Source organism: Actinomadura sediminis (assembly GCF_042675525.1).
Taxonomy (GTDB): Bacteria; Actinomycetota; Actinomycetes; order Streptosporangiales; family Streptosporangiaceae; genus Spirillospora; species Spirillospora sediminis.
In genome coordinates, this window is the sequence record NZ_JBHTJA010000010.1 from 21,749 (window position 1) to 43,047 (window position 21,299).

22 protein-coding genes are annotated in these 21,299 nt (G+C 75.5%); 4 read left to right on the forward strand and 18 right to left on the reverse strand.

The features are described from left to right. Positions 1-8: 8 nt before the first annotated feature. The 17 genes from ACFQ11_RS08000 to ACFQ11_RS08080 all read right to left on the reverse strand — a co-directional run bounded on the left by ACFQ11_RS08000 (position 9) and on the right by ACFQ11_RS08080 (position 15,499). Positions 9-1,274 (reverse strand): cytochrome P450, encoded by a 1,266-nt coding sequence (locus ACFQ11_RS08000; protein WP_378297302.1) that lies wholly within the window; start codon positions 1,272-1,274, stop codon positions 9-11. Further along, positions 1,271-2,845: an AMP-binding protein gene (locus ACFQ11_RS08005; RefSeq protein WP_378297303.1), complete on the reverse strand. Its 1,575-nt coding sequence runs from the start codon at positions 2,843-2,845 to the stop codon at positions 1,271-1,273. Before ACFQ11_RS08005 ends, ACFQ11_RS08000 begins: the two co-directional genes overlap by 4 nt. 104 nt (positions 2,846-2,949) lie before the next feature. Beyond that, entirely contained in the window at positions 2,950-3,714 is a 765-nt protein-coding gene (locus ACFQ11_RS08010) for a class II aldolase/adducin family protein (RefSeq protein WP_378297304.1), read from the reverse strand. Beyond that, complete coding sequence (locus ACFQ11_RS08015; protein WP_378297305.1) at positions 3,711-3,917, reverse strand: hypothetical protein; 207 nt, start codon at positions 3,915-3,917, stop codon at positions 3,711-3,713. The genes ACFQ11_RS08010 and ACFQ11_RS08015 overlap by 4 nt, the downstream gene beginning before the upstream one ends. Further along, complete coding sequence (locus ACFQ11_RS08020; RefSeq protein WP_378297306.1) at positions 3,914-4,543, reverse strand: 2-hydroxychromene-2-carboxylate isomerase; 630 nt, start codon at positions 4,541-4,543, stop codon at positions 3,914-3,916. The genes ACFQ11_RS08015 and ACFQ11_RS08020 overlap by 4 nt, the downstream gene beginning before the upstream one ends. Beyond that, positions 4,540-5,472, reverse strand: coding sequence for a thioesterase family protein (locus ACFQ11_RS08025; RefSeq protein WP_378297307.1), 933 nt, complete (start codon positions 5,470-5,472; stop codon positions 4,540-4,542). Before ACFQ11_RS08025 ends, ACFQ11_RS08020 begins: the two co-directional genes overlap by 4 nt. Continuing rightward, on the reverse strand, positions 5,469-6,278 hold the full coding sequence (locus tag ACFQ11_RS08030) for an alpha/beta fold hydrolase (protein ID WP_378297308.1): 810 nt from the start codon (positions 6,276-6,278) through the stop codon (positions 5,469-5,471). Before ACFQ11_RS08030 ends, ACFQ11_RS08025 begins: the two co-directional genes overlap by 4 nt. Then, positions 6,275-7,246: a beta-ketoacyl synthase N-terminal-like domain-containing protein gene (locus ACFQ11_RS08035; RefSeq protein WP_378297309.1), complete on the reverse strand. Its 972-nt coding sequence runs from the start codon at positions 7,244-7,246 to the stop codon at positions 6,275-6,277. The genes ACFQ11_RS08030 and ACFQ11_RS08035 overlap by 4 nt, the downstream gene beginning before the upstream one ends. Continuing rightward, on the reverse strand, positions 7,246-8,367 hold the full coding sequence (locus tag ACFQ11_RS08040; RefSeq protein ID WP_378297310.1) for a beta-ketoacyl synthase N-terminal-like domain-containing protein: 1,122 nt from the start codon (positions 8,365-8,367) through the stop codon (positions 7,246-7,248). The genes ACFQ11_RS08035 and ACFQ11_RS08040 overlap by 1 nt, the downstream gene beginning before the upstream one ends. Then, a complete protein-coding gene (locus tag ACFQ11_RS08045; RefSeq protein WP_378297311.1) occupies positions 8,345-9,451 on the reverse strand; it encodes a beta-ketoacyl synthase N-terminal-like domain-containing protein in 1,107 nt (368 codons plus the stop codon). Before ACFQ11_RS08045 ends, ACFQ11_RS08040 begins: the two co-directional genes overlap by 23 nt. Then, positions 9,448-10,653, reverse strand: a complete 1,206-nt coding sequence (locus tag ACFQ11_RS08050) for a beta-ketoacyl-[acyl-carrier-protein] synthase family protein (RefSeq protein ID WP_378297312.1) — start codon at positions 10,651-10,653, stop codon at positions 9,448-9,450. Before ACFQ11_RS08050 ends, ACFQ11_RS08045 begins: the two co-directional genes overlap by 4 nt. 3 nt (positions 10,654-10,656) lie before the next feature. Then, positions 10,657-10,911: an acyl carrier protein gene (locus ACFQ11_RS08055; protein WP_378297314.1), complete on the reverse strand. Its 255-nt coding sequence runs from the start codon at positions 10,909-10,911 to the stop codon at positions 10,657-10,659. Continuing rightward, entirely contained in the window at positions 10,908-11,927 is a 1,020-nt protein-coding gene (locus ACFQ11_RS08060) for a 3-hydroxyacyl-ACP dehydratase FabZ family protein (RefSeq protein WP_378297315.1), read from the reverse strand. Before ACFQ11_RS08060 ends, ACFQ11_RS08055 begins: the two co-directional genes overlap by 4 nt. Beyond that, positions 11,924-12,664: a 3-oxoacyl-[acyl-carrier-protein] reductase gene (fabG, locus tag ACFQ11_RS08065; RefSeq protein ID WP_378297317.1), complete on the reverse strand. Its 741-nt coding sequence runs from the start codon at positions 12,662-12,664 to the stop codon at positions 11,924-11,926. Before fabG ends, ACFQ11_RS08060 begins: the two co-directional genes overlap by 4 nt. 156 nt (positions 12,665-12,820) lie before the next feature. Then, positions 12,821-14,026: a CaiB/BaiF CoA transferase family protein gene (locus tag ACFQ11_RS08070; RefSeq protein WP_378297319.1), complete on the reverse strand. Its 1,206-nt coding sequence runs from the start codon at positions 14,024-14,026 to the stop codon at positions 12,821-12,823. After that, a complete protein-coding gene (locus ACFQ11_RS08075) occupies positions 14,019-15,242 on the reverse strand; it encodes a steroid 3-ketoacyl-CoA thiolase (protein ID WP_378297320.1) in 1,224 nt (407 codons plus the stop codon). The genes ACFQ11_RS08070 and ACFQ11_RS08075 overlap by 8 nt, the downstream gene beginning before the upstream one ends. Then, entirely contained in the window at positions 15,242-15,499 is a 258-nt protein-coding gene (locus ACFQ11_RS08080) for a ferredoxin (RefSeq protein ID WP_378297322.1), read from the reverse strand. Before ACFQ11_RS08080 ends, ACFQ11_RS08075 begins: the two co-directional genes overlap by 1 nt. Positions 15,500-15,639: 140 nt before the next feature. Between ACFQ11_RS08080 and ACFQ11_RS08085 the strand changes: the two genes are divergently transcribed. Next, positions 15,640-16,758, forward strand: coding sequence for an LLM class flavin-dependent oxidoreductase (locus ACFQ11_RS08085; RefSeq protein ID WP_378297324.1), 1,119 nt, complete (start codon positions 15,640-15,642; stop codon positions 16,756-16,758). A gap of 87 nt (positions 16,759-16,845) precedes the next feature. On the opposite strand, the gene ACFQ11_RS08090 is transcribed toward ACFQ11_RS08085, so the two are convergent. After that, entirely contained in the window at positions 16,846-17,505 is a 660-nt protein-coding gene (locus tag ACFQ11_RS08090; RefSeq protein ID WP_378297326.1) for a ScbR family autoregulator-binding transcription factor, read from the reverse strand. Positions 17,506-17,709: 204 nt separating this feature from the next. Here ACFQ11_RS08090 and ACFQ11_RS08095 point away from each other — a divergent pair, with 204 nt between their 5' ends. From ACFQ11_RS08095 to ACFQ11_RS08105, 3 genes are read left to right on the forward strand one after another with little or no spacing between them, the layout of a single operon-like run. After that, positions 17,710-18,279, forward strand: a complete 570-nt coding sequence (locus ACFQ11_RS08095; protein WP_378297327.1) for a DUF5987 family protein — start codon at positions 17,710-17,712, stop codon at positions 18,277-18,279. Beyond that, positions 18,276-19,952, forward strand: coding sequence for an FAD-dependent oxidoreductase (locus ACFQ11_RS08100; protein WP_378297329.1), 1,677 nt, complete (start codon positions 18,276-18,278; stop codon positions 19,950-19,952). The genes ACFQ11_RS08095 and ACFQ11_RS08100 overlap by 4 nt, the downstream gene beginning before the upstream one ends. Before the next feature lie 19 nt (positions 19,953-19,971). Beyond that, positions 19,972-20,997 carry a carboxymuconolactone decarboxylase family protein gene (locus ACFQ11_RS08105; protein WP_378297331.1) on the forward strand — a complete coding sequence of 342 codons (1,026 nt, stop codon included), beginning with the start codon at positions 19,972-19,974 and terminating at the stop codon, positions 20,995-20,997. Positions 20,998-21,299 lie beyond the last annotated feature (302 nt).

Genomic DNA, 21,299 nt, shown 5'->3' on the forward strand with positions numbered 1-21,299 from the left:
CGGCGCGTTCAGGAGGGCGGGGCGAAACGCGCGGGCATCGACTTGACCCCGTTGACGAAGTTGGATTCCAGCCGGACCGCCGGGCCGAGCGGTTCGAAGCGCGCCAGGTTCGGCCCCAGCGCGGTCAGCAGCGCGGTCAGTTCCAGCCGCGCCAGGTGCGCGCCCAGGCAGAAGTGCGGGCCGGTCCCGAAAGCGAGATGCGGGTTGGGGTCCCGGGCGAGGTCGAGCGCGTCCGGGGCGTCGAACACCGCCGGGTCGCGGTTCGCCGAGGCGTAGTACATCACGACCTTGTCACCGGCCCGGATCGGCCGTCCCCCGAGCGTCGTGTCCCGGACCGCGGTACGGCGGAACTGCATGATGGGCGTGACCCAGCGGATCAGCTCCTCGACCGCCGAGGCCATCGGGACCGCGCCGGAGACCAGCCGTTCGCGTTCGGCGGGGTGGTCGTGGAGCGCCTGGAGGGCTCCGCTGATCAGGTGCCGGGTGGTCTCGTTGCCCGCGACCACCAGCAGCAGCCAGAAGTTGCAGAACTCCCGGTCGGTGAGCCGACGGCCGTCCACCTCGGCGTTGGCGAGCAGGCTGACCAGGTCGCCGGCGGGGTCGTCGCGCCGGCGCGCCGCCAGCCGCAGCGCGTACGCGAACGCCTCGCCGAAGGTGGCGCGGTAGACCTCGACGTCGCCGCCGCCGTACTCGGGATCGTCGAAGCCGACCAGGTGGTTGCTCCACCGGTACAGCAGGTGACGGTCCCGCCGGTCCACCCCGAGCAGGTCGGCGAGCACCAGCAGCGGCAGCTCGCTCGCCAGGTCGGCGACCACCTCGAACCGCGGCGCGCGCACCGCCCGCTCGGCCAGGGCGGCCGCGTGCGCGGCGACCGACTCCGCCAGCGACCGGACCGCCCGCGGCGTGAACACGGAGGTGACCAGCCTGCGGATGCGCAGGTGCTGCGGCGCGTCCATGTTGACGAGCAGTTCCCGCGCCTGCCGCAGGTCGGCGTCGGTGCGCGGATCGACCAGGAAGGCCCCCTTCGCGGCGGACGAGAAGACCTCCGGCCGGCGCGACACCTCCAGGACGTCCTCGTGCGCCGTCACGGCCCAGTAGCCGGTGCCGCGCTGCGCCGTCCGCCCGCCGGCGGCACGCCGCCACAGCGGCGGCTCCTCCACCCACCCCACCGGCTCCTCGCGGCGCCGCCGGGCGAACTCCGCGTGCGGCACGCCGGCGGCGAACGTCGCGGGATGGGCGATGTCCGGGCGGGCCGGACCGGTCGCGTTCGTCATCGGGGGCTCGCCTCCAGGTTCTTCGCGCGCTCGGCGAGGAGCCGCCGCAGCGCCTGCTTGGGCAGCTTCCCCGTCGGCTCGCGGGGCAGTTCGTCCACGAAGTGGTAGGCGCGCGGCGCCTTGAACCCGGCCAGCGACCTGCGGCAGTGGGCGTCGAGCCCGACGGCCAGCTCGGACGGCGCCCCGAGCTCGCGCTGGACGACGGCGACGACCCGCTCGCCGTACTCCTCGTCGGGAAGGCCGATGACCGCGGCGTCCGCGACGCCGGGATGCCGCAGCAGCACCGCCTCCACCTCGGCCGGGTAGACGTTCACGCCGCCGCTGACGATCATGTCCTGCTCGCGGCCGGTGAGGTACAGGTATCCGTCCTCGTCCAGGCGGCCGATCTCGCCGAAGGTGAAGACGCCCGGCTCCAGGTGGGCGGCACGGGTCTTGTCCGGGGCGTTGTGGTAGCGGAAGCCCCGTCCGCCGCCGCGGCGGCGGACGAAGACGCGGCCGTCGCGGCCGGGCGGCAGGACGGTGCCGTCCTCGCCGACGACGAGGATCTCGTAGGCGGGCACGGCGCGGCCGACGCTGCCCGGGCGGCGCAGCCACTCCTCGGAGTCGATGAGCGTGACCGCTCCGCCCTCGGTGGCACCGTAGTACTCCAGGAACACCGGCCCCCACCAGTCGATCATCCGCCGCTTGACGTCGGCCGCGCAGGGGCCGCCGCCGTGCCAGACCCGCCGCAGGCTGGCGCCCGAGAACTCGCGCCGCAGCACGTCGTCCAGCCTCAGCAGCCGGACGAACTGCGTGGGCACCAGGTGGACCGCCGTGATCCGCTCCTCGTCGATGGTGCGCAGCATGGCGGCGGGCTCGAAGCGGGCCGCGACGACCAGCCGGGATCCCTGCAGCAGCGACAGCAGCGAGAAGAAGAGCTGGGCCGAGTGGTACCAGGGGCCGGCGAGCAGGACCCGCTCGCGCGCCGGGACGTCGAGCACCGACCGGGCGTACCCGCCGAGGCGCCGGACGTCCGAGAAGGGCGCGCCCGTCACGAACAGGTTGTTGACGACCCCCTTCGGGGACCCGGTGGTGCCGGAGGTGTACAGCATGGTGGAGCCGCAGATCTGCACGCCGGGCTCGGCCCCGTCCGCGGCGGCCAGCAGCGGTTCCGCCGCCTCGAACCCCTTGGCGTCCCAGTCGCCGAGGACGAGCCGGGTCGTGCAGCGGTGCCCCGCGGCGGCGGAGTCCACGGCGCCCGCCGTCGCGGCGATGTGGGCGTGCTCGGTCACCACCGCCCGGCTGCCGGAGTCCGCGAGGATGTAGGCGATCTCGGACGCGGTCAGGTGCCAGTTGACGGGGACCACGGTGATGCCGCTGTGCAGGCAGGCGAGCAGCACCTCGAAGGTCTCCCGCCGGTTGCCGAGGACGCAGGCCAGCCGGTCGCCCGGCCGCAGCCCGCGGCGGCGCAGCAGGTCGCCCCACCGGTTCACCCGGTCGCCGAGGGCGGCCCAGCTCAGGGTGCCGCCGCCCGCGGCGATCGCGGTCCCCTCCGGGTCGTGCTTGATGTGCTCGTCGAGCAGCGTCGGCATGGACGTCTCCCTGGTCGGATGGTCGAGCGGGCCGGATCGGCCGGGCGGGCGGGTCGAACGGCCGGACGGGTCGGCCGGGCGGGGCGGCCGGGCGGGCGGGCGGGTCAGTCGAGCAGGTCGGGTTCGGCGCGGACGATGTCGTCGTACAGCGGCTTGAAGTTGAGCCGTCCCATGCCGGGCGTGCCCATGACGGAGGCGGTCGCCCGCGCCACGTCGGGCGGGATCGGGACGGGGGCGCCGGCGGCCTCGGCGAGCAGCTGCACCTCGCAGCACCGCTCCATCGCCAGGAACCACCACGCGGCCTCGGCCACGGACCGGCCGACGGTCAGCAGGCCGTGGTTGCGGAGGACGACCGCCTTGCCCGTGCCGAGCCGCTCGGCGATGCGCTCGCCCTCCTCGCGGCCGAGCACCACGCCGCCGAAGTCGTCGTACACCCCGTGGTCCCGGTAGAAGGCGCAGGCGTCCTGGGTGAGGGGGGCCAGCGGGCGGCCCAGCGTCGACCACGCCCGCCCGTGCACGGAGTGCGTGTGGGCGGCCGCCACGACGTCCGGGCGGGCCGCGTGGATCTCGGAGTGGATCACGAAGCCCGCCGGGTTGACGGCGCCGTCCCCCGACAGGACGGTCCCGGCGTGGTCGACGAGCAGGAGGTCGCTGACGCGGACCCGCCCGAAGTGAACGCCGAACGGGTTGATCCAGAACCGGTCCGGCCACTGCGGGTCGCGGGCGGTGATGTGGCCGCCCGCGCCCTCGTCGAAGCCCCGCGCGGCGAACAGCCGCAGCGCCGCGGCGAGCCGCCGCTTGCGGTGCAGCCGCTCGTCCTCGACGGTGCGCTGCGGCGCCGTGCCGGCCGTCCGCGCCGTGCCGGTCATCCGCAGCCGCCCGCGGTGTCGGTGTCGTAGGCGCGCCCGGCCGCCAGGAGCGCGGCCGGGACGCCCTCCCACGGATCGCGGTCGGCCGCGTACTCCGCCGCGTCCTCCGCCGTGTACTCCGCCGCGTCCTCCGCGGCCTTCTCCGCGGCGGGCGCCTCGTCGTTCGCCTCGGTCCCGCTCCGAACGGGCACGGTGGCGCTCATGTCGTGACTCCTTCCGTCTCAGGCCGCCAGACGTCCAGGAAGGCGTCCAGGCGGTCGAACCCCCAGAACCGGTGCCGGCCCCACTTGAGGTACGGGATGCCGAACACGTCGTCGAGGTACGCCTGGTGAAGGCAGTCGGCGGCCTCCTCGCGGATGCCGGGGTCCTCCGCCGCGCGGGCCGCCGAGTCCGGGTCGATCCCCGCCCGCTCCGCGGCCGCCCGCACCACGGCCGGCTCGCAGATGTCCTCGCCGCGGCCCCAGCGGGCCTCCACGACGGCGTCGTAGAACTCCTCGGCCCGGCCGAGCCGGCGGGCCAGCAGCCAGGCCAGGTGCGGAGGCTCCCACCACGGGTCGACGTCGACGGGCCAGGCCATCCGCAGGCCCTGCCGCTCGGCGAGCCGCTTGGTGTCCATCAGCATGTACAGGTGCTTGGCGCGGCTCATCTGGACGTAGTGGAACTCGCCGCCGCGTTCGGCCAGCGCGGCGCTGGACCGCTCGTCCGGGTCCCAGTAGGGGTAGAGGTCCAGCGCCCGGAACGCGCCGGGGACCTCCCGGCGGAGCCGGTCGACCGTCAGCCAGCTGTAGGGGCTGCGGAACGAGAAGTACAGCCGCGCCCGCCGCTTCACGGCCGGTCCCCGAGCAGCGCACGGACGACCCCGTCGTCGAGTTCGGCGAGCGTCCCGGCGCCCTCGCCCGCCGCGATCGCGTAGCCGTGCAGGATGCGGGCGGTGGCCACCGGCACCAGCGCGCCGTCGCGCAGGACATGGCAGTCCATGCGCGCGTCGAACATGACCCCGCGCATGATCTCCCGCACGGTGAAGACGGTGTGGATCGTCTCCTCCATGCGGGCGGGGGCGTGGAGCCGCAGGGCGACACGGGACACGACCGGGATCCAGGAGCGTTCCCGGAGCAGCCTGCCGACGGATATCCCGCGGTCGGCCAGGAAGCGGTCCACCACCTCTTCCAGCGCCCGGACGAACCCGGAGTGCTGGACGGTGTCCGAGTAGTGGCAGTAGAAGTACGGGGCGCGCCAGGACCACAGGTAGGAGCCGGGCTCGGTGGCGAGGACCGCCTCCACGGGCTCGCCCGCGGCGACGGCGAGCGGCTCGGGCTCCACCGGCTCGGCGACCTCCCAGCGGGCCAGGGCGGGCGGCGCGGGCCGGTACCGGTCCGCCGTCCGCTCGCGCACCAGCGCGAACGCCACCTTGCCGCGCAGCACGGTGACCTCCGCGCCGTCGCGGACCGCGGTGAGCCGGACGTCCAGGCGGCCGTCGTCGCGGGCGGCCACCCGGGCGTCGACCTCGTCGTCGAGCAGGAGGACGGCGGGGAGCTGCACCGAGCAGTCGGTGATCCGCACACCGAGCCCGTGCTCGTGGAAGAGCGTCCCGGCGCCCGCGCCCCGGTCGATCAGCCATTGCAGCACGGCCTGCTCGACGAGGTAGACGAAGTGCTTGAAGCCGATCCAGGTACGGATGTTGGCGCCCTCGGGGGACGGGCGTCCGCGGAGCACCGTCGGGGCGTCCGTCTCCCGTGCCGGTGAAATGGTCTCGGTCATCGGTGGTTTCCCGCCGTTCTCGTCTCGGCGCGGACGGTGCCGACGAGGTCGGCGACCAGGCCCGCGATGCGGTGCGCGTGCCGGATGTGGCAGAAGTGGTCGTAACCCGGGTCGTAGACGAGGCGGGCGTCCGGCATGGCGCCGGCGAGCGCCACGGCGGCCCGCCGCGACAGCGTCGGGTCGGCGCCGCCCGCCAGGACGATCGCGGGCGGCGCGGCGTTCTCCAGCCGCAGCGCCGCGCTCGCGACGAACTGCTCGAAGACGGTGAGGAACGCGATGGGGCCGACCCGGTCGAGGGCGAGCTCCATCATCGCGGCCAGGACCGCCGGGTCGACGGTGTCGGCGCGGGACCCCATCCCCGCCCGGACGCTGTCCCGCACGTGCTGCATGAACGTGGTCCGGGACCGGTCGAACGCGTGCCAGCCCACCGGCTGGGACGGCATGCGGTAGAGCGGGCACACCAGTGCCGCGGAGGCGGCGGGCGCGGGCCCGCCGGCGCAGAGCAGTTCGAGCGCGGCCCCCGCGCCGAAGGAGTGCGCGACGAGGGCGTCGGGCGCCTCCCCGACCAGGTCCAGGGCGCGGGCGAGCCAGTGTCCGGGCGAGCGGCCGCGCCAGGCGTAGTCGTTGCCCGGCCGCCACGGCAGCTCGAGCGCGAGCGCCCGCCACGCGGGGTCGAGTTCTCCCGCGACGGGGAGCCAGCTCGTCCAGGAGTCCTCCAGGCCGTGGGCGAAGACGACCAGCGGCGCCCCGGGCCCGCCCGGCGACAGCGTGCGCACCCCGACCTCGTGCGTGACCGTCTCCCTCATGACGGCGCCTCCCCGGCGGCCGGGACGACGCGGGCGGAGCGGGAGCCCGGGGCCTCGTGCCGGACCTCGACGGCCGGGACGGACTCGTCGGCGGCGAGGTGCGCGGCGAGCGCCAGCGAGACGACGCCGCCCGCCCCGTAGGCGTCGCCCCAGTGGACGGCCGGGTCGAAGCCGCCGGGACCGACAGTGACCGCGTCCGGGCGCGGCCCGCGGGCGGGACCGGCAGACGCGGGGCCGGTGGGTTCGGGGCCGGTGGGTTCGGGGCCGGTGGGTTCGGGGCCGGTGCGGGGTTCGATGAGGACGCCGCCGGGCGGCGCGGTGCCCGCGGGGACGAGGACCAGGCAGGCGGCCCCCGCGCGCAGCGGCCGTTCCCGGCCGGCGGCGTGCAGCGCCGCCGCGTCCTCGTCGGCGGGTTCGGCGCCGACGAGGACGACCTTGTCGGCGCGTCCCGCGCGCAGCAGCCGCGCGGCGAGCACGAGCCCGTCCAGGCCGGCCGCGGCACCGGAGCAGACCATCAGGTTCGGCCCGCCGAACCCGAACCACAGCGCGACCGTCCCGGCGAGGACGTTGCCGGACACGTTGGGCGCGTCCAGGACGCTGACCCCGCGCCCGCCTTCGGCCGCGACGGTGCGGGCGACGTCCGAGACGGTGGCGGCGTTGCCCAGGTTCCCGCAGGCCACCACGGCGGTCCGGGGAGCGGGGACGGGTGCGGGGCGCCGTCCCGGCGGCAGGCCCAGGGCGCGATGGACCGCGCAGAGCGCCAGCCGGGTCGCCGGTTCCCTGGACAGCAGGCCCTTGCGCCCGAGGACGGCGGCGGCGTTCTCCGGCGGCGGGGACTCGGCCTCGCCCCAGCCGCCCTTCAGCGGTCCCAGCCATCGCGCGACCTCCGCCGCGGGGCGGGTGCCCGGCAGGTACACGCTCCACGCGGCGGCGGCCACGGGCGCCGCCGCGCCGTCCTTCCCGGGCATCACACCGCCTCCAGCAGGGTCACCGCGTTGACGCCGCCGAAGCCGAAGGCGTTCAGTTGCACGAGGCCGGGCGCGCACCGGGCCGGCTCCCCCCGCACGAAGCGCAGCCCCTCGCCCTCCTCCAGCACGCGGCGGAGGCCGACGACCGGGGGCGCCGCGCCGTGCGCCAGCACGCGGACCCCGACGTCCAGGTTGATCAGCGCCGCCGCGCCGGACGTGTGGCCGACCGCGCCCTTCACGGCGGTCACCAGCGGCCCGCCCCCGGGGCCGGCGACCTCCTCGTGCAGCGCCAGGCATTCCGCCGGGTCGTTCAGCGCGGTCCCCGTCCCGTGCGCCACGACCACGCCGACGTCGGCGGGCTCGCGTCCGGACCGCTCGAAGGCGTCCCGCATGGAACGGCGGATCCCGTGCGGATCGGGCGCGGTCTCGTGGCGGGCGTCGCAGGACAGCCCCGTCCCGGCCAGCCGGGCCGACACCGGGCCCCGCCAGCCCTCGGGGACGACGACGAAGGCGGCGGCGCCCTCGCCGAGCAGCACTCCGCCGCGGTCCCGGTCGAACGGCCGGACGCGGCGGGCGGGCACGGGCGCGACCTTGCCGATCATCGCGAGCATCGACCGGGTCATCGTGTCGGCCGCCGCGGCCACCGCCGCGTCGGCCTCGCCCAGTTCCACCAGGTCCTGTGCCAGTGCGAGGGCGTGCCCTCCCGCGCTGCACGCGCCCGAGAGGGTGGTCACCTCCGCCACCCCCGGCAGGGCGGCCCGCACCGCCCCGCCGAAGTGCAGGTCGTCCGCGGCGACGGCGGTACCGTTCAGCGCCCGATCCTCGACGGCGGGCAGCTCGCCCAGGCCGGTGCCGGCGACCACCGCCACCCGCTGCCGGGCGGGGTCCAGGCCCGCCCGCCGGGCGGCCTCGGCGACGCATCCGGCGAGGAGCCGGGCGGCCCGGAACGGCGTGGCGGGCTCCCCGTCCGGCATGTGATAGGCGGCGGACACGTTGAGCGCGGCGGCGTCCGCGAGCGGCAGCGGGCGCGCGCCGCATTCGCCGCGCAGCAGCGCGGCGAACGTCCCGGCGCCGTCCCCGAGGCAGGTCCGCACGGCGCTACCCGCCAGCAGGGCCGTCATCGGCGACTCCCTCCACGATCGCGGCGCCGACCGCCCCGTCGGCGCCCCTGGCGGTGATCAGGCACAGGCCGTCCGCCGGGGTGCGCGGCCGCTCGGAGGCCAGCAGCACCGCGAGCCCGACCGCCGCGGAGGCGGCGTCGCACTCGCCGAACAGCCCCTTGGTCGTGATCCGTTCGGGCCGGTGGCCGAGCACGCGCGCGGCGGGCTCGTACTCGGCCGTGCCGTCGGGGCCGGACTCCCCGGTCAGCACGGTCGACACCTCGCCGGGATGGACGTACGACCGCTCCAGCGCCCGCAGGACGCACCCCTCCAGCGCCTCGGCCGCGCCGTCGCCGTCCGGGCCGAACCCGGTGGCGGTCGCGAGGATCCGCGCGGACCGCCGTGGCCCGGCCCACTCGGGGGGTTCGTCGCGCGCGAGCACGAACACGCCCGCGCCCTCGCCGGCGGCGACACCGGCGGCGGAACCCGACAGCGCCGACGCCCACGCGCGGTGCGGGGTGAACTCCTCGACCGCCCCGGTGAGCATGACGTCGGCGTAGCCGCGCTCGATCGCGTTGCCCGCGTAGCGGACGGCGTTGAGGAAGGCCAGCGGGCCGCCCGCGATGGTGGCGTTGACGGCGCGCAGCCCGAACCGGATCGCGACCTGCCCCGCCGCGCCGTTCATCACCGTGTTCGGGAACAGCAGGGGGTTGACCAGGTACGGCCGCTCCTGGACGAGCGTCTCGCGGGTGTAGTCGCTGGTGGAGCGGAAGCTGCCCAGGCTGGTGCCGAGGGCGACCCCGACCCGGGCGCGGGTGCCGTCGTCGACGACGGTGCCGGCGTCGCGCAGAGCCTCCTGGCAGCAGACCACGGCCAGGCCGGTGACGCGGTCGTAGGAGCCGGTGCCTTTGCGTCCGAGGTGCGCGCGGACGTCGAAGTCGGGCAGCGCGTGGGCGTACGGCGCGGGCAGCGGCTCGTCGTACATGCCGGTGACGTCGAAGCCGCCCGCGGCGGCCGGCGCCCCGGCGAGCCGCCCGGCCAGCGCGCGGGCGCCGACGCCCGCGGAGGTCAGCGCGCTCCATCCGGTGACGGTGAGGGGGGTCACTCCGGTGCTCCCAGCATCACGATGGCGTTGTTGCCGCCGAAGGCGAACCCGTCGTTCTGGACGACGCGCACCTGGGCGGTTCTGGCGGTGTTGGGCACCGCGTCGATCCCCGGGAGGCCGGGGTCGGGCTCGGCCCAGTTGACGGTCGGGGGGAGAAAGCCCTGGTCGATGGCCAGCACACCGGCGATCGCGCCGAACCCGCAGGCGGCGCCCATGGTGTGGCCGATCATGGACTTGATCGAGCTGATCGGCGGCGGGCGGTCCCCGAAGACCTCCAGCACCGCCTTCCCTTCCACGAGGTCGTTGGTGGGGGTGCCGGTGCCGTGCGCGCAGATGTAGTCGACGTCCTCGGGCTTGACGCCGGAGTTGCGGTGCGCCAGGCGCATGCACGCGGCGACGCTGGCGGCGTCCGGGGCCACCGGATGCCTGGCGTCGCAGTTCAGCCCGTAGCCGAGCAGTTCGGCGTAGACGCGGGCGCCGCGCGCCCGGGCGTGCTCGAACGTCTCCAGCAGCAGCACCGCGCCGCCCTCGCCGGTGAGGATGCCCGACCGGTTCCGGTCGAACGGCGCGCAGGCCTTCTCGGCGAGCGCGCCCATGCGGTGGAAGCCGGCATGGGCCCACCGGCACACCGAGTCGGCGCCGCCGGCCAGGACGACGTCCGCCTCCCCGGTGACGAGCAGGTCGTAGGCGTACCCGAGGGCGTAGTTGCTCGCGGAGCACGCGGTGGCGATGGTCAGCGACTCGCCGCGCAGGCCGAGTTCCGCGCTCACCGCGTTCGCCAGCCTCCCCGCGGGGAGCTGCGACAGCAGTGCCGGGTCCTGCGCGGCGAACCCGCCGTCGACGATCTGGGCGGTCAGCGCCTCGGCGACCTGCGACTCGCCGCTGGTGGTCCCGATGACCGCGTGCGCCCGCCGCGGATCGAACGCGCCCGCGTCCAGGCCGCCGTCCTCGAGGGCGAGCCGGGCCGCGCTCGCGGCGAACCGGCTGGACCGGCCCCACCGGGCCGGGTCCAGCCGGCGCAGGTGCGCGGCGGGGTCGAATCCGCGGACCTCTCCGGCGTTCTGGTAGGGGAAACCGGACGGATCGAACCCGGTGATCCGGGAGATCCCGGACCGGCCCGCGCGCAGCGCGTCGGCGAACGCCGCCGCGCCCACGCCTATGCTCGACACCGGGCCGAGACCGGTCACCGCGGCGCGGACCACGGCTCAGCCCCGGTCGCCCGAGTACCGCAGCAGCGCCGCGTGCACGGCCTTCAGGTTGTCCAGCCGGGGCAGTTCGGACTGGGGGATCTCCACCTTGTACGTCTTGTCGATCCGCGCCAGGATCTCGATGGCGCGGAGCGAGTCGGCCTCGTAGTCGTCGACGAAGTGGCCCGTGTCGGTGAGCTCTCCGGGCTCCAGCTCCAGCACCTCGGCGACCATCTCCCGGAGCTCCTCGAGCTGCCGCTCTTCCTGCGTCATCGCGTTCCCTTCCTGGCTGTTCGACTGTGCTGTGCACCGTCCGCGCGGTCGGTGCCCGTGCCGCGGCGCGGCACGAGTTCGGTGGGGCGCACGGGGCGCCGGGCGGCGATCAGGGCGGTGGCGGCGGCGATCCGCCGGTCGCCCACCCAGGTCTCGCCGGAGGCGAAGGCGGTGCCGGCGATCGCGGAGTCCAGGCGGACCCGGTGCCGCAGGACGTCGCCGGGCCGGGCGTGGCCGGCGAACCGCAGGTCGCGGACGCCGGCGAACATCAGCACCGCTCCGTCGCCGGGATCGGTCCCGCCCCGCCCGCCGAGCCAGAGCAGCGCGGCGCACTGCCCGAGCGACTCGGTCATCAGCGACCGGGGGTACCGGTACGCGCGGGGTCCCGAGCCGTCCGGCAGGGCGGCGTAGCACGGCTCGGTCCCGGTGACGGCCTTGACCGCGGTGACGGATCTCCCGGGGTCCAGTTCGAGCACCCGGTCCACCAGCAGCAACGGATGCCGCTGGGGCAGCGCCGCCCGCACGTCGTGATGCTCGTCGAGGCCGGGCCCCGCGGGTTCGACCGCCGGCGGCGGGCCGGCGGGAGGGAGCGGGTCGGCCGCGCCGAACACCGCGCGGAGGCGCACCGCCGGGGTCCCGTCGCGGCGACGCCCCCGGGCCGCGACGTCCCAGCCGCCGCCCGTGCGGGGCGCCGCGGTGACGGCGAGCGTCAGCTCGTCCCCGTCCAGCAGCGGGGCGAGGAACCGCACCGACCGCAGCTCCCCGAGATCGGGCGTCTCGCCCGGGAGGGCCAGGGCCATCGCCTGGCACACCGCCTCGATGACGAAGACGCCGGGGAAGATGGGCAGTCCCGGGAAGTGCCCCCGCAGGTTCGGGTCGTCGCCGCGCACCCGGGTCCGCGTGGTGATCGCGAGGCCGTCGTCGCGCCGCTCCGCGCGCCAGGCGTCCACGGCGGCGACCGGCGCCGCGAAGCCGGGCCCCGGCGGTACCCGCCATTGCGTCCGCGGGGCCGTCACAGGACGATCCCCCCGTCCACCTGGAAGACCTGGCCGGTGATGTAGGCGGCCTCGTCCGACAGCAGGAACGCGACGAGTCCGGCGACCTCCTCGGGGCGCCCGAACCGGCGCAGCGTGACCTGGCTCAGGGCCTGCCGCCGCAGCCTGTCCGGGAGGGCGTCGGTCATGTCGGTCTCGATGAACCCCGGCGCGACCACGTTCACCCGCACCCCGTACCGTCCCGCCTCCTTGGCGAGCGACTTGCTGAACCCGATGATCCCGGCTTTGCTCGCCGCATAGGCGGTCTGCGCGGAATTGCCGTACACCCCCGCGACCGAGGACATGTTCACGACCGCGCCGCCGCCGTTCTTCATGAACCGGAAGACCATGGCCCGGCACATATTCCAGGTGCCGGAAAGATTGGTCGACAGGACCGCGTCCCAATCCTCCCGGGAGGACAGCACCAGCGGCGCGTCCCGGGTGACGCCGGCGTTGTTCACCAGCAGCCCGATGCGGCCGAGCCGGTCCTCGGCGGCGGCGATGAACGCCTCGGCCGCGGCCGGGTCGGACACGTCGCACCGGCCGAAATGGCAGGGCACGCCGAGCGCCCTGATCTCGGCCTCGGTCTTCTCCGCCGCCGCTCCCCCGGTGGCGTGGCAGCCGGCGACCGCGTGCCCCTCGCGCGCCATCCGCAGCGCCACCGCGCGTCCGATGCCCCGCGAGGCCCCGGTGACCAGCACGGCCCCGCGCGCGCTCACCCGGCCCCCTCGCCCGCCGCACCGGCGGACCGGCGGGAAAGCGCGCCGGAATTCATCTCGTCCAGCGGGCGGTCGCCCATGTGAAAAGTGGCCGCCAAATGGTGCAGATGCATGACTCCGCCGCTTCGCCGATTCATTTCCATTTCTCTTCGCAGACTAGGCGCCGGGCGCGGAAAGGTCGTTATCGAAAGATGCTGCTTCGCCGTCGAGCTCGGCCAGCACCTCGGCGGTGTCCGCGCCGGGCGCCGGCGCGGCGCGCCGGATCCCGGTGGGGGTCCGGGAGAACCGCGCGGGCGGCGCCACGAGCGGCGCGACCGAGCCGTCGCTGAGCCTGGTGGGCACGAGCGTTCCCCGCGCCGCCAGGTGCGGGTCGGTCACGGCCTCTTCGAACGTGCGCACCCGCGCCGCGACCAGGCCCGCCGCCGAGAGCTCCGCCTCCGCCTCGGCCGCGTCCCGCCGCGCGCACCAGTCCCCGACGAGCGCGTTGACGGCGTCCCGGTTGGCCAGCCGCTCCTCGTTCGTCCGGTAACCGGGCCCGCGCGCCAGCTCGGGGCGGCCGATCACCTCGGCGAGGGCGCGCCAGTGCTTGTTGAGCGCGACGGCCAGGTAGACGTGCCCGTCACGGCACGCGTAGACGTTGCTCGGCACCACGAAGTCGGTCTCGTTCCCGAGCCGCGGCGGCTGCGCCCCCGTCGCCGCGAGCGTGGGCAGCCCGCTGCTGCTGAACAGCAGGCTGTCCATCATCGCCACGTCCACGTGCTGGCCCTCGCCGGTGCGCTCCCGGTGCGCCAGCGCGGCCAGCGTCCCGATCGCGGCGTGCAGCCCGGCCAGTTCGTCGGCGAGGAAGGTGGGGGCGCGCACCGGGGCGCCGTCCGGCGGTCCGTTCAGCGCCATCCAGCCGCCGGCCGCCTGGATCACCGGGTCGTACGCGGGGAGGCCGGCGTTCGGGCCGGTCGACCCCCACCCGGAGACGGACACGAAGACGATGCCGGGCCGCGCGCGGCGGCAGTCGTCGTACCCGACCCCCCAGTCCGCGAGCGTGCCGGGCCGGTAGTTCTCCACGACGGCGTCGGCCGTCGCGACCAGGCGCAGGAAACGGTCCCGTCCCTCCGGCGTCCGCAGGTCGAGGGCGACGCTGCGCTTGTTGCGGTGCACCGACTCGCGGAACCACGACAGCTCCGTCCCGGGGATGACCGGGGGGACCTGCCCGTCCCGGGCCTCGGGAAGCTCGACGCTGACGACGTCCGCGCCCAGATCCGCCAGGACGCAGGTGGCCAGGGGGCCGGACCAGACCTTCGTGACGCCGAGCACGCGCACGCCCGCGAGCGGGCCGGGGCCGCGGCGCGGTTCCCGGTCAGTCATGATCGAGCCGCCGCAGGATCGAGGCGGTGCCGAGCGACCCGCCGCAGCACATGGTGACCAGCGCGGTCTCCCGGCCGGTGCGCTCCAGCTCGTGGAGCGCGCTCACCAGCAGCCGGGTGCCCGTGGCGCCGAGGGGGTGGCCGAGCGCGATCGCGCCGCCGTTCACGTTCACCCGGTCGAGGCCGACGCCGAAGGCCGAGGCCCAGTTCAGCACGACCGCCGCGAACGCCTCGTTGACCTCGAACAGGTCCACGTCCCCGGCCTTCATCCGGGCGCGGCGCAGGATCCGCTCGGTCGCGGCGACCGGCCCGTCGAGCAGGTAGTAGGGGTCGGCGCCGGTGACGACCTGGTGGTCCAGCACGGCGCGGGCCGGCAGCCCCAGCTCCCGCGCCCGCGCCCACGACGTCCACAGGATCGCCGCCGCGCCGTCGGACACCTGGGAGGTGGTCCCGGCGGTGTGCACCCCGCCCTCGACGTTGGGCCGCAGCCGCGCGAGCGCCTCGGCGGTGGTCGGGCGCAGCCCCTCGTCGCGCTCGACCCGGACGCGCGCGCCGGCCGGGTCGCCGCCGGCGTCGGGGGCCGGCGCGTCGATCGGCGCCACCTCCCGGTCGAAGCGCCCGTCCCGCCAGGCTTCGGCCGCCCGCCGCTGGGACGCCAGGCCGTAGGCGTCCGCGTCGGCGCGGGTGATCCCCTGGCGCGCGGCGATCCGCTCGGCACCGCCGAACTGCGCCTTCGGGGGGTCGTCCCACGGGTAGTCGGCGGTCTTGTAGTGGCCCGGCCCCTGGTAGAGGTTGGCGCCGATCGGCACCCGGCTCATCGACTCGACGCCGCACGCGATGCCGACGTCCACGGCGCCCGCCGCGATCAGCCCGCAGAGCAGGTGGTTGGCCTGCTGCGCCGAACCGCAGGACGCGTCCACGGTGGTGCAGCCGACCGCCGGGTCGTGCCCCGTGGCGAGCCAGGCGTTGCGGGTGACGTTGAGGCTCTGCTCGCCGGTCTGGGTCACGCAGCCGCCGATGATCTGCTCCACGTCGCCGGGTTCCAGCCCGGCGCGGGAGATCACCTCCAGTTGCACGTGCCTCAGCAGCTCGACGGCCTTGAGCCCGGCCAGCCGCCCGCCGCGCCGCCCGATGGGGGTGCGGGCCGCCGCGACGACCACCGGGGTGCGGTCATGCGGGGTGCGGTCATGCGGGGCGCGGTCATGCGGAGTGCGCATCAGCCGGCCTCCAGGGCGATGGCGAGCTTGGGGCAGGCCCGCGCGGCCGCCTCGGCCGTCCCCCACCGCTCCGGACCGGGGCGTTCGTCCAGGATCCGCAGCCGGTCCTCCTCGTCCAGCTCGAAGATCTCCGGCGCGACCTCGGCGCACAGGCCGTTGCTGTCGCAGATGTCGTAGTCGACGATCACGCGCACGCGTGTCCCTCCCTGGACCGTGGGGTCGGCGGCCGGGCGCCGGTGCGCCGGTTCCGCGTTCACCGCGTCATCGTCGGATCGGGGCCGGCGCCGCCGCATCTCCCGGCGTGCTGTGCGCCGGGCCGGCCCCGCGCTTCTTCTGGCGTGCCGACCTGCGCCGCGGCCCTCCGCCGGGCCGGGTTCGCGGGGCTATGGTGCGGGGCATGGAGCTGCACTGGTTCCTGCCGCTGCACGGCGACGGCAGGGAGGTCGCCAAGCGGGCGTCCGGACCGGACGCGCCCGGCGCGCGCCGCGAGCCCGATCTCGACTACTCGACCCAGGTCGCGCTGGCGGCGGAGCGGTTCGGCTTCACCGGCATGCTGACGCCCTTCGGGCTGTTCTGCGAGGACCCGTGGGTGGCCGCCGCCGCGCTCGCCACCCGCACGCACCGCGTCAAGTTCATGGTCGCGCTGCGTCCGGGCCTGGTGTCGCCGCTGCTGGCGGCGCAGATGGCCGCCACCTTCCAGCGGGTGTCCGGCGGGCGGCTCCAGCTCAACATCGTCACGGGAGGCGATCCCGACGAGCAGCGCCGCTACGGCGACTGGGCGCCCTACGAGCGGCGCTACGCGCGGACGGGCGAGTTCCTCGAGGTCTTCCGCCGCGCGTGGCCGGGCGAGCGGTTCGACTACGACGGGGAGCACTACCGGATCGAGGCGGGGCTCCTCACCAGGCCCCATCCGGTCGCGCCGGACGTCTTCGTCGGGGGGTCGTCGGCGGCGGCGCGGCGGATCGCGGCCCGGTCCGGTGACGTGCTCCTGATGTGGGGCGAACCGCCCGGTGACCTCGCCGGGCTGATCGCCGAGGGGCGCCGCGCGGCCGCGGCGGCCGGCCGGGAGCTGTCGTTCGGGACCCGGTTCCACGTGATCAGCCGGGACACCTCGGCGGAGGCGTGGGCGGTGGCCCGGCGGCTGCTGGAGGGCATGGACCCCGAACGCGTCCGGCAGGCGCAGCGGCGGTTCGGCCGCAGCGAGTCGGAGGGGCAGCGGCGGGCGGCCGCGATGCACGGCGGCCGCATGCGGGACCTGGAGGTCCACCCCAACGTGTGGGCCGGCTACGGGCTGACCCGGCCGGGCGTCGGGGCCGCCCTCGTGGGCAGCCACGAGGAGGTCGCCGAGCGCATCGAGGAGTACCACGCGCTCGGCCTGGAGCACCTGATCCTCTCGGCGCAGCCGCATCTGGAGGAGGCGTACGCCTTCGGCGAGGGCGTGCTGCCCCTCCTGCGGGCACGGGGGGTGATCGGTGACCGGGCGGAGCCCGCCGACGGGCCGCCGACCGCGGCCTGACCCGGGCCGGCGGTGCGGAGGGCGCCGGGTGCGCGAAGGCGCGGAGGGGCCGCCGCGTCCGCCGGGCGGGGCGGCGCGCGGCACGGCTCACCGGGCGTCGGCCGGGCGCGGCGCGGAGGCCCCCTCCCCCCGTCTCTCCAGGATGCCGATGAACTCGGGCAGGCGTTCGCCGCGGACCAGGCCGGGCAGCATGCACCGCCACATCGCCGTGATGCACGCGTCCGGGGTGATCGGCCCGCCGCCCGCCATCGCGACCTGCTGGAGGCCGGTGAACGAGGCCACGATGAAACGCCCGACGTTCGCGATGTCGACGCCGGGCGCCAGATCGCCCTGCCGGGCCGCCTCGCGGAGCAATTCCTCGATGGCGGCGGTCCACTGCTCGTACGGCGGGGCCATCTGTGATTCGTACAGCCGCGTCTCCAGAAGGAGGCGGATGCCCGCCCTGGTGACCACGTTGCTCTGGAAGGCGGCGCCAATCTCCCAGGAGAATTCGATCAGCAGCTCGACCGCCCGCGGGTGCTGCGGGCGGAGCCGTTCGATGAGCTGCCCCCAGAGGGCGGCGTACTCGCCGACGATGGCGACCGCCAGCGCCTCCTTAGCCGGAAAGTGAAAGTAGAGGGCGCCTTTGCTCACGGACTCCGCACCGACGATGTCCTGGAGTCTCGTCGCTCCGTACCCGTTGACCTCGAACGCGGCCGCGGCGGCCCGCACAATGGCCTCGCGAGTGCGCTGTGCTCGTTCCTGCATCGATAGCTGACCCGTTCCGGTTCCGCAGGCAAGGTGGAATGTATGGGGAGTGGGGCGGATACCCGAAAATTCAGAGGTGAACATCTTACGACTTCCAACTTGACTCGTCAATTGCCCTATGGGCAATTTTGAAGATGCGTCCGCCGCCCGCGGAACCGGATTATTTTCCTGAATTGGACGTCCGGGCGAACACGGGAGGCTCTCATGGAAAAAGCGGACCCCGCCGGGCGGGACGCCAGGACGATGACGCTGGAGGCGTTCGCGGACACCATCGTCCCGGGGGCGAAGCGCACGGACCGCGATCCGTCGGTGGCCGGCGCCGCCCCGGGCCCCGGCGCCGTCGCCGCGGGCGCGCTGGACCTGCTGGAGACCCCCGCCACGGGGATCACCGACGGGCTCGACGGCTACGCCGAGGCCCTCGACGCGCACGCCGCGCGGTACGCGGCCGAGCACGGGCTGTCCCTCGACGCGTCCCTCCCGCCGTTCGTCGCGCTGGAGTTCGCCGACCGCACGGCGCTCGTCCGCACCCTCACGTCGCCGGGCCACCCGGAGAAGGAACTGTGGGTCCTGCTGGCGCTGTTCAGCACCATGGCGTTCGACACCGCCGCGCACCTGCCGACCGCCGCGGCGATCGCCGCCGGCCACCCGGGCCTGGCGACGATGCGGTTCGCGCCGCCGGACGACGACGGGCTCTGGCGCTTCCCCCGGTTCTCCTACGGGCGCGAGCTGGCCCCCCTCCATCCGGGGACGACCGCCACCGGGAGCCCGGCGTGAGCGGCGCGGCGGACGCCGGCACCGGCGGGGAGAAGACGGACGTCGTCGTCATCGGCAGCGGGTTCGGCGGCGCGATCGCCGCGTACCACCTCGCCGCGGGCGGGGCGAAGGTGGTCGTGCTCGAACGGGGCCCCTGGGTGGCGAGCGACGAGTTCGACCACGACTTCCTGCTCGGCTCCTCCTATACGAGGATCTTCGACTTCGTGGTGGGCGACGGGATGAGCGTGCTCGGCGGCAACTGCGTCGGGGGCGGCAGCGTCGTCTACTTCGCCGCGATGCCGCGGGCGCCGCGGTTCACGTTCGAGCGCACCGGGAGCATCGGGCGCCGCATGTGGCCGGCCGCGATCACCCGGGACTCGCTGGACCCCTGGTACGACCGGGTGGCCGAGGCCCTGCCGATCATCAAGCAGGACTGGAACGACGTCACCTACTCGGGCGGGCTGTTCGCGGCGGCCTGCGCCCATGCCGGCCGCACCGCCAATCCGGCGCCGGCCGCGATCGACCGCGAACGGTGCACCAACTGCAACTGGATGATGTCCGGCTGCCGCTTCGACGCCAAGCGGTCGCTCCTGCTCAACTACCTGCCGGCGGCGGTGGCGCACGGCGCGCGGATCCGGCCCCTGCACGAGGTGCAGCATCTGTCCAGGACGGACGACGGCGGCTACCGCGTCCACTACAACGTGATCGACGACGAGGACTACCGGGTCACCGTGGGCGGCGGCGCGCTCGACGCGCGGCTGGTGGTGGTCGCCGCCGGCGCCGGCGCGACGCCGGTGATCCTGCAGCGCTCGGAGGGCGCGCTCGGCCCGATGCCGCCCGCCGTCGGCCGGTACTTCTCCGGTAACGGCGAGCGGCTCAACACCGCCGTCTTCGACGAGGAGAAGATCCGGACGGTCCTCGGCCTGGACCGCGGAGGCGAGGCGTACGCAGCCTCCCAGATCGGCAAGGGCCCGTGCGTGACGAACTGGGACCGGCTCGATCCCGCGCTGCCCGAGTACTCCCGCTTCACCCTGGAGCAGCTCTACTTCCCGCCGGGATTCGGCACGATCCTCGCGCAGGTCCCGGGTGCGGACGGCCGGCCCGTCTGGTTCGGCCCCGAGAAGAAGGAGATGCTGAGCCGCTGGCAGTCCTGGCTGACGGTCTTCACCATGAGCGAGGACGACAACGAGGGCGTGTTCGGCCCCCCGCCGCCGACGGGGAACGCCACCAGGATCTCGCAGCAGATGCTCGGGCGGGGCCCGCTGCGGTACGCGCCGACCGCGAACACGGTGCGCGGCTGGGCGGAGTCCGACGCCGAGGTGAAGGACATCCTGGAACGGGACGGGCTCGCCCGCGTGCTGCCGTGGACGAACGACCTGGTGGGCGCCTACACGGTGCATCCCCTGGCGTCGTGCAGGATCGGCGACGACCCGGCCACGTCCGCGCTCGACGACCGGCACGAGCTGCGCGGCCACCCGGGGATCTTCGTCACCGACGGCTCGGCCGTCCCGGGCGCGCTGACCGTCAATCCCGCGTTCACCATCGCCGCGCTCGCCGAGCGCGCGGTCCCGGCGATCGTGGCGGCCGCGCGGGAGCGGGGCGTCGACGTCCGCTACGGCGCCCCCGCTCCGGACGGCGCCACGAGCGCCCGCCGGGCGGCGATGCCGCTGGTGCCCGGCGCGGTGCGCGGATAGGGCGGGGATGGGCAGCCTGGTGACGAGCAGACTCATGCGGCGCGCGCTCGACCGGTCGCTCGGTCAGGTCAGGTACGTCGCGCCGGTCCGGACGCCGGACGCCGGCGGCCCGGTCGCCGCCGTCTACGCCCAGCTGGAACGGGACTTCGGGATGCTCGCGCCGCCGATCGCGCTGCACTCCCCCGCGCCCGGGACGCTGGCCGCCGCGTGGCTGCTGCTGCGCGAGACGCTGGTCGCCGGGGACCCGGCCGGGCGGCCCGACCGGGAGGCGATCGCGATCGCGGTGTCGCGGGCGAACTCCTGCCCGTACTGCACGACGGTGCACGAGGCGGCGCTGCACGCGCAGGCCTCGCGCGGCGGGGCGGGCGGCCCGCCGGGCGGCCCCGGCCGGGAGCGCCTGGCCGCCTGGGCGGCCGGGACCGGCCGGCGGGACGGCGAGCGGCCGCCCGCGCCGTTCGGCGAGGACCGGTATCCGCGGTACATGGGGGTGGCGTTCACGTTCCACTACCTCAACCGCATGGCCAACGTCTTCCTGGCCGAGTCGCCCGTCCCGGCGGAGGTCCCCGCCCCGGCCCGGCGGCCCGTGCTGCGGATGGTCGGCCGCGCCGTGCGCGGGCCGGCGGCCGACGCCGAACCCGGTGCCGCCCTGGGCCTGCTGCCGGAGGCGTCCCTGCCCGACGACCTCGGGTGGGCCGCCGGCGACCGCGCCGTCGCGGGGGCCCTCGCGAGGGCGGCGGCCGCCGTCGAGGCGGCGGGCCGGCGTTCCGTGCCCGAGCCCGTCCGCGAGCTCGTCGCGTCCCGGCTGGCCCGCTGGGACGGCGCGTCGCCCGGCATGGGGCGCGGCTGGGTGGAGGACGCGGTGCGCGGGCTGCCGGACGGGCAGCGGCCGGCGGGCCGCCTGGCCCTTCTCACCGCGCTGGCCTCGTACCGGGTCGGTGTGGCGGACGTGACGGCCTACCGGCGCACCGAGCCCGCGGACCGGGCCCTGGTCGAGCTCACCGCGTGGGCGAGCCTGACGGCCGCCCGGCGGCTCGCCCGCCGGTGACAGAAGACGCAAGGCGAATGGACCATTCCAGTGGTCTTCCGTGTCGCGTGTTCGCCGGGTGCGAACCGCCCGGTTGCGCGGCGTGCGGCCGGGGCATGAAGTCAAGGCTTGAAGAAAACCGGTTCGTCGGTTTGTATTGACCGGGGCGACTCGCCGACGGATCAACGGCAGGCGGGGATCTCCGCGCTTGTTCTGTCGGCCGGCGCAGCGTTTATAGCCATTTCGAGCGGAAGTGGAGGAACCGATGGACGGCGGCGCCGACCCTCATCGCCCCCGTTCCGGACAGGGTGCGGCCGACGCGA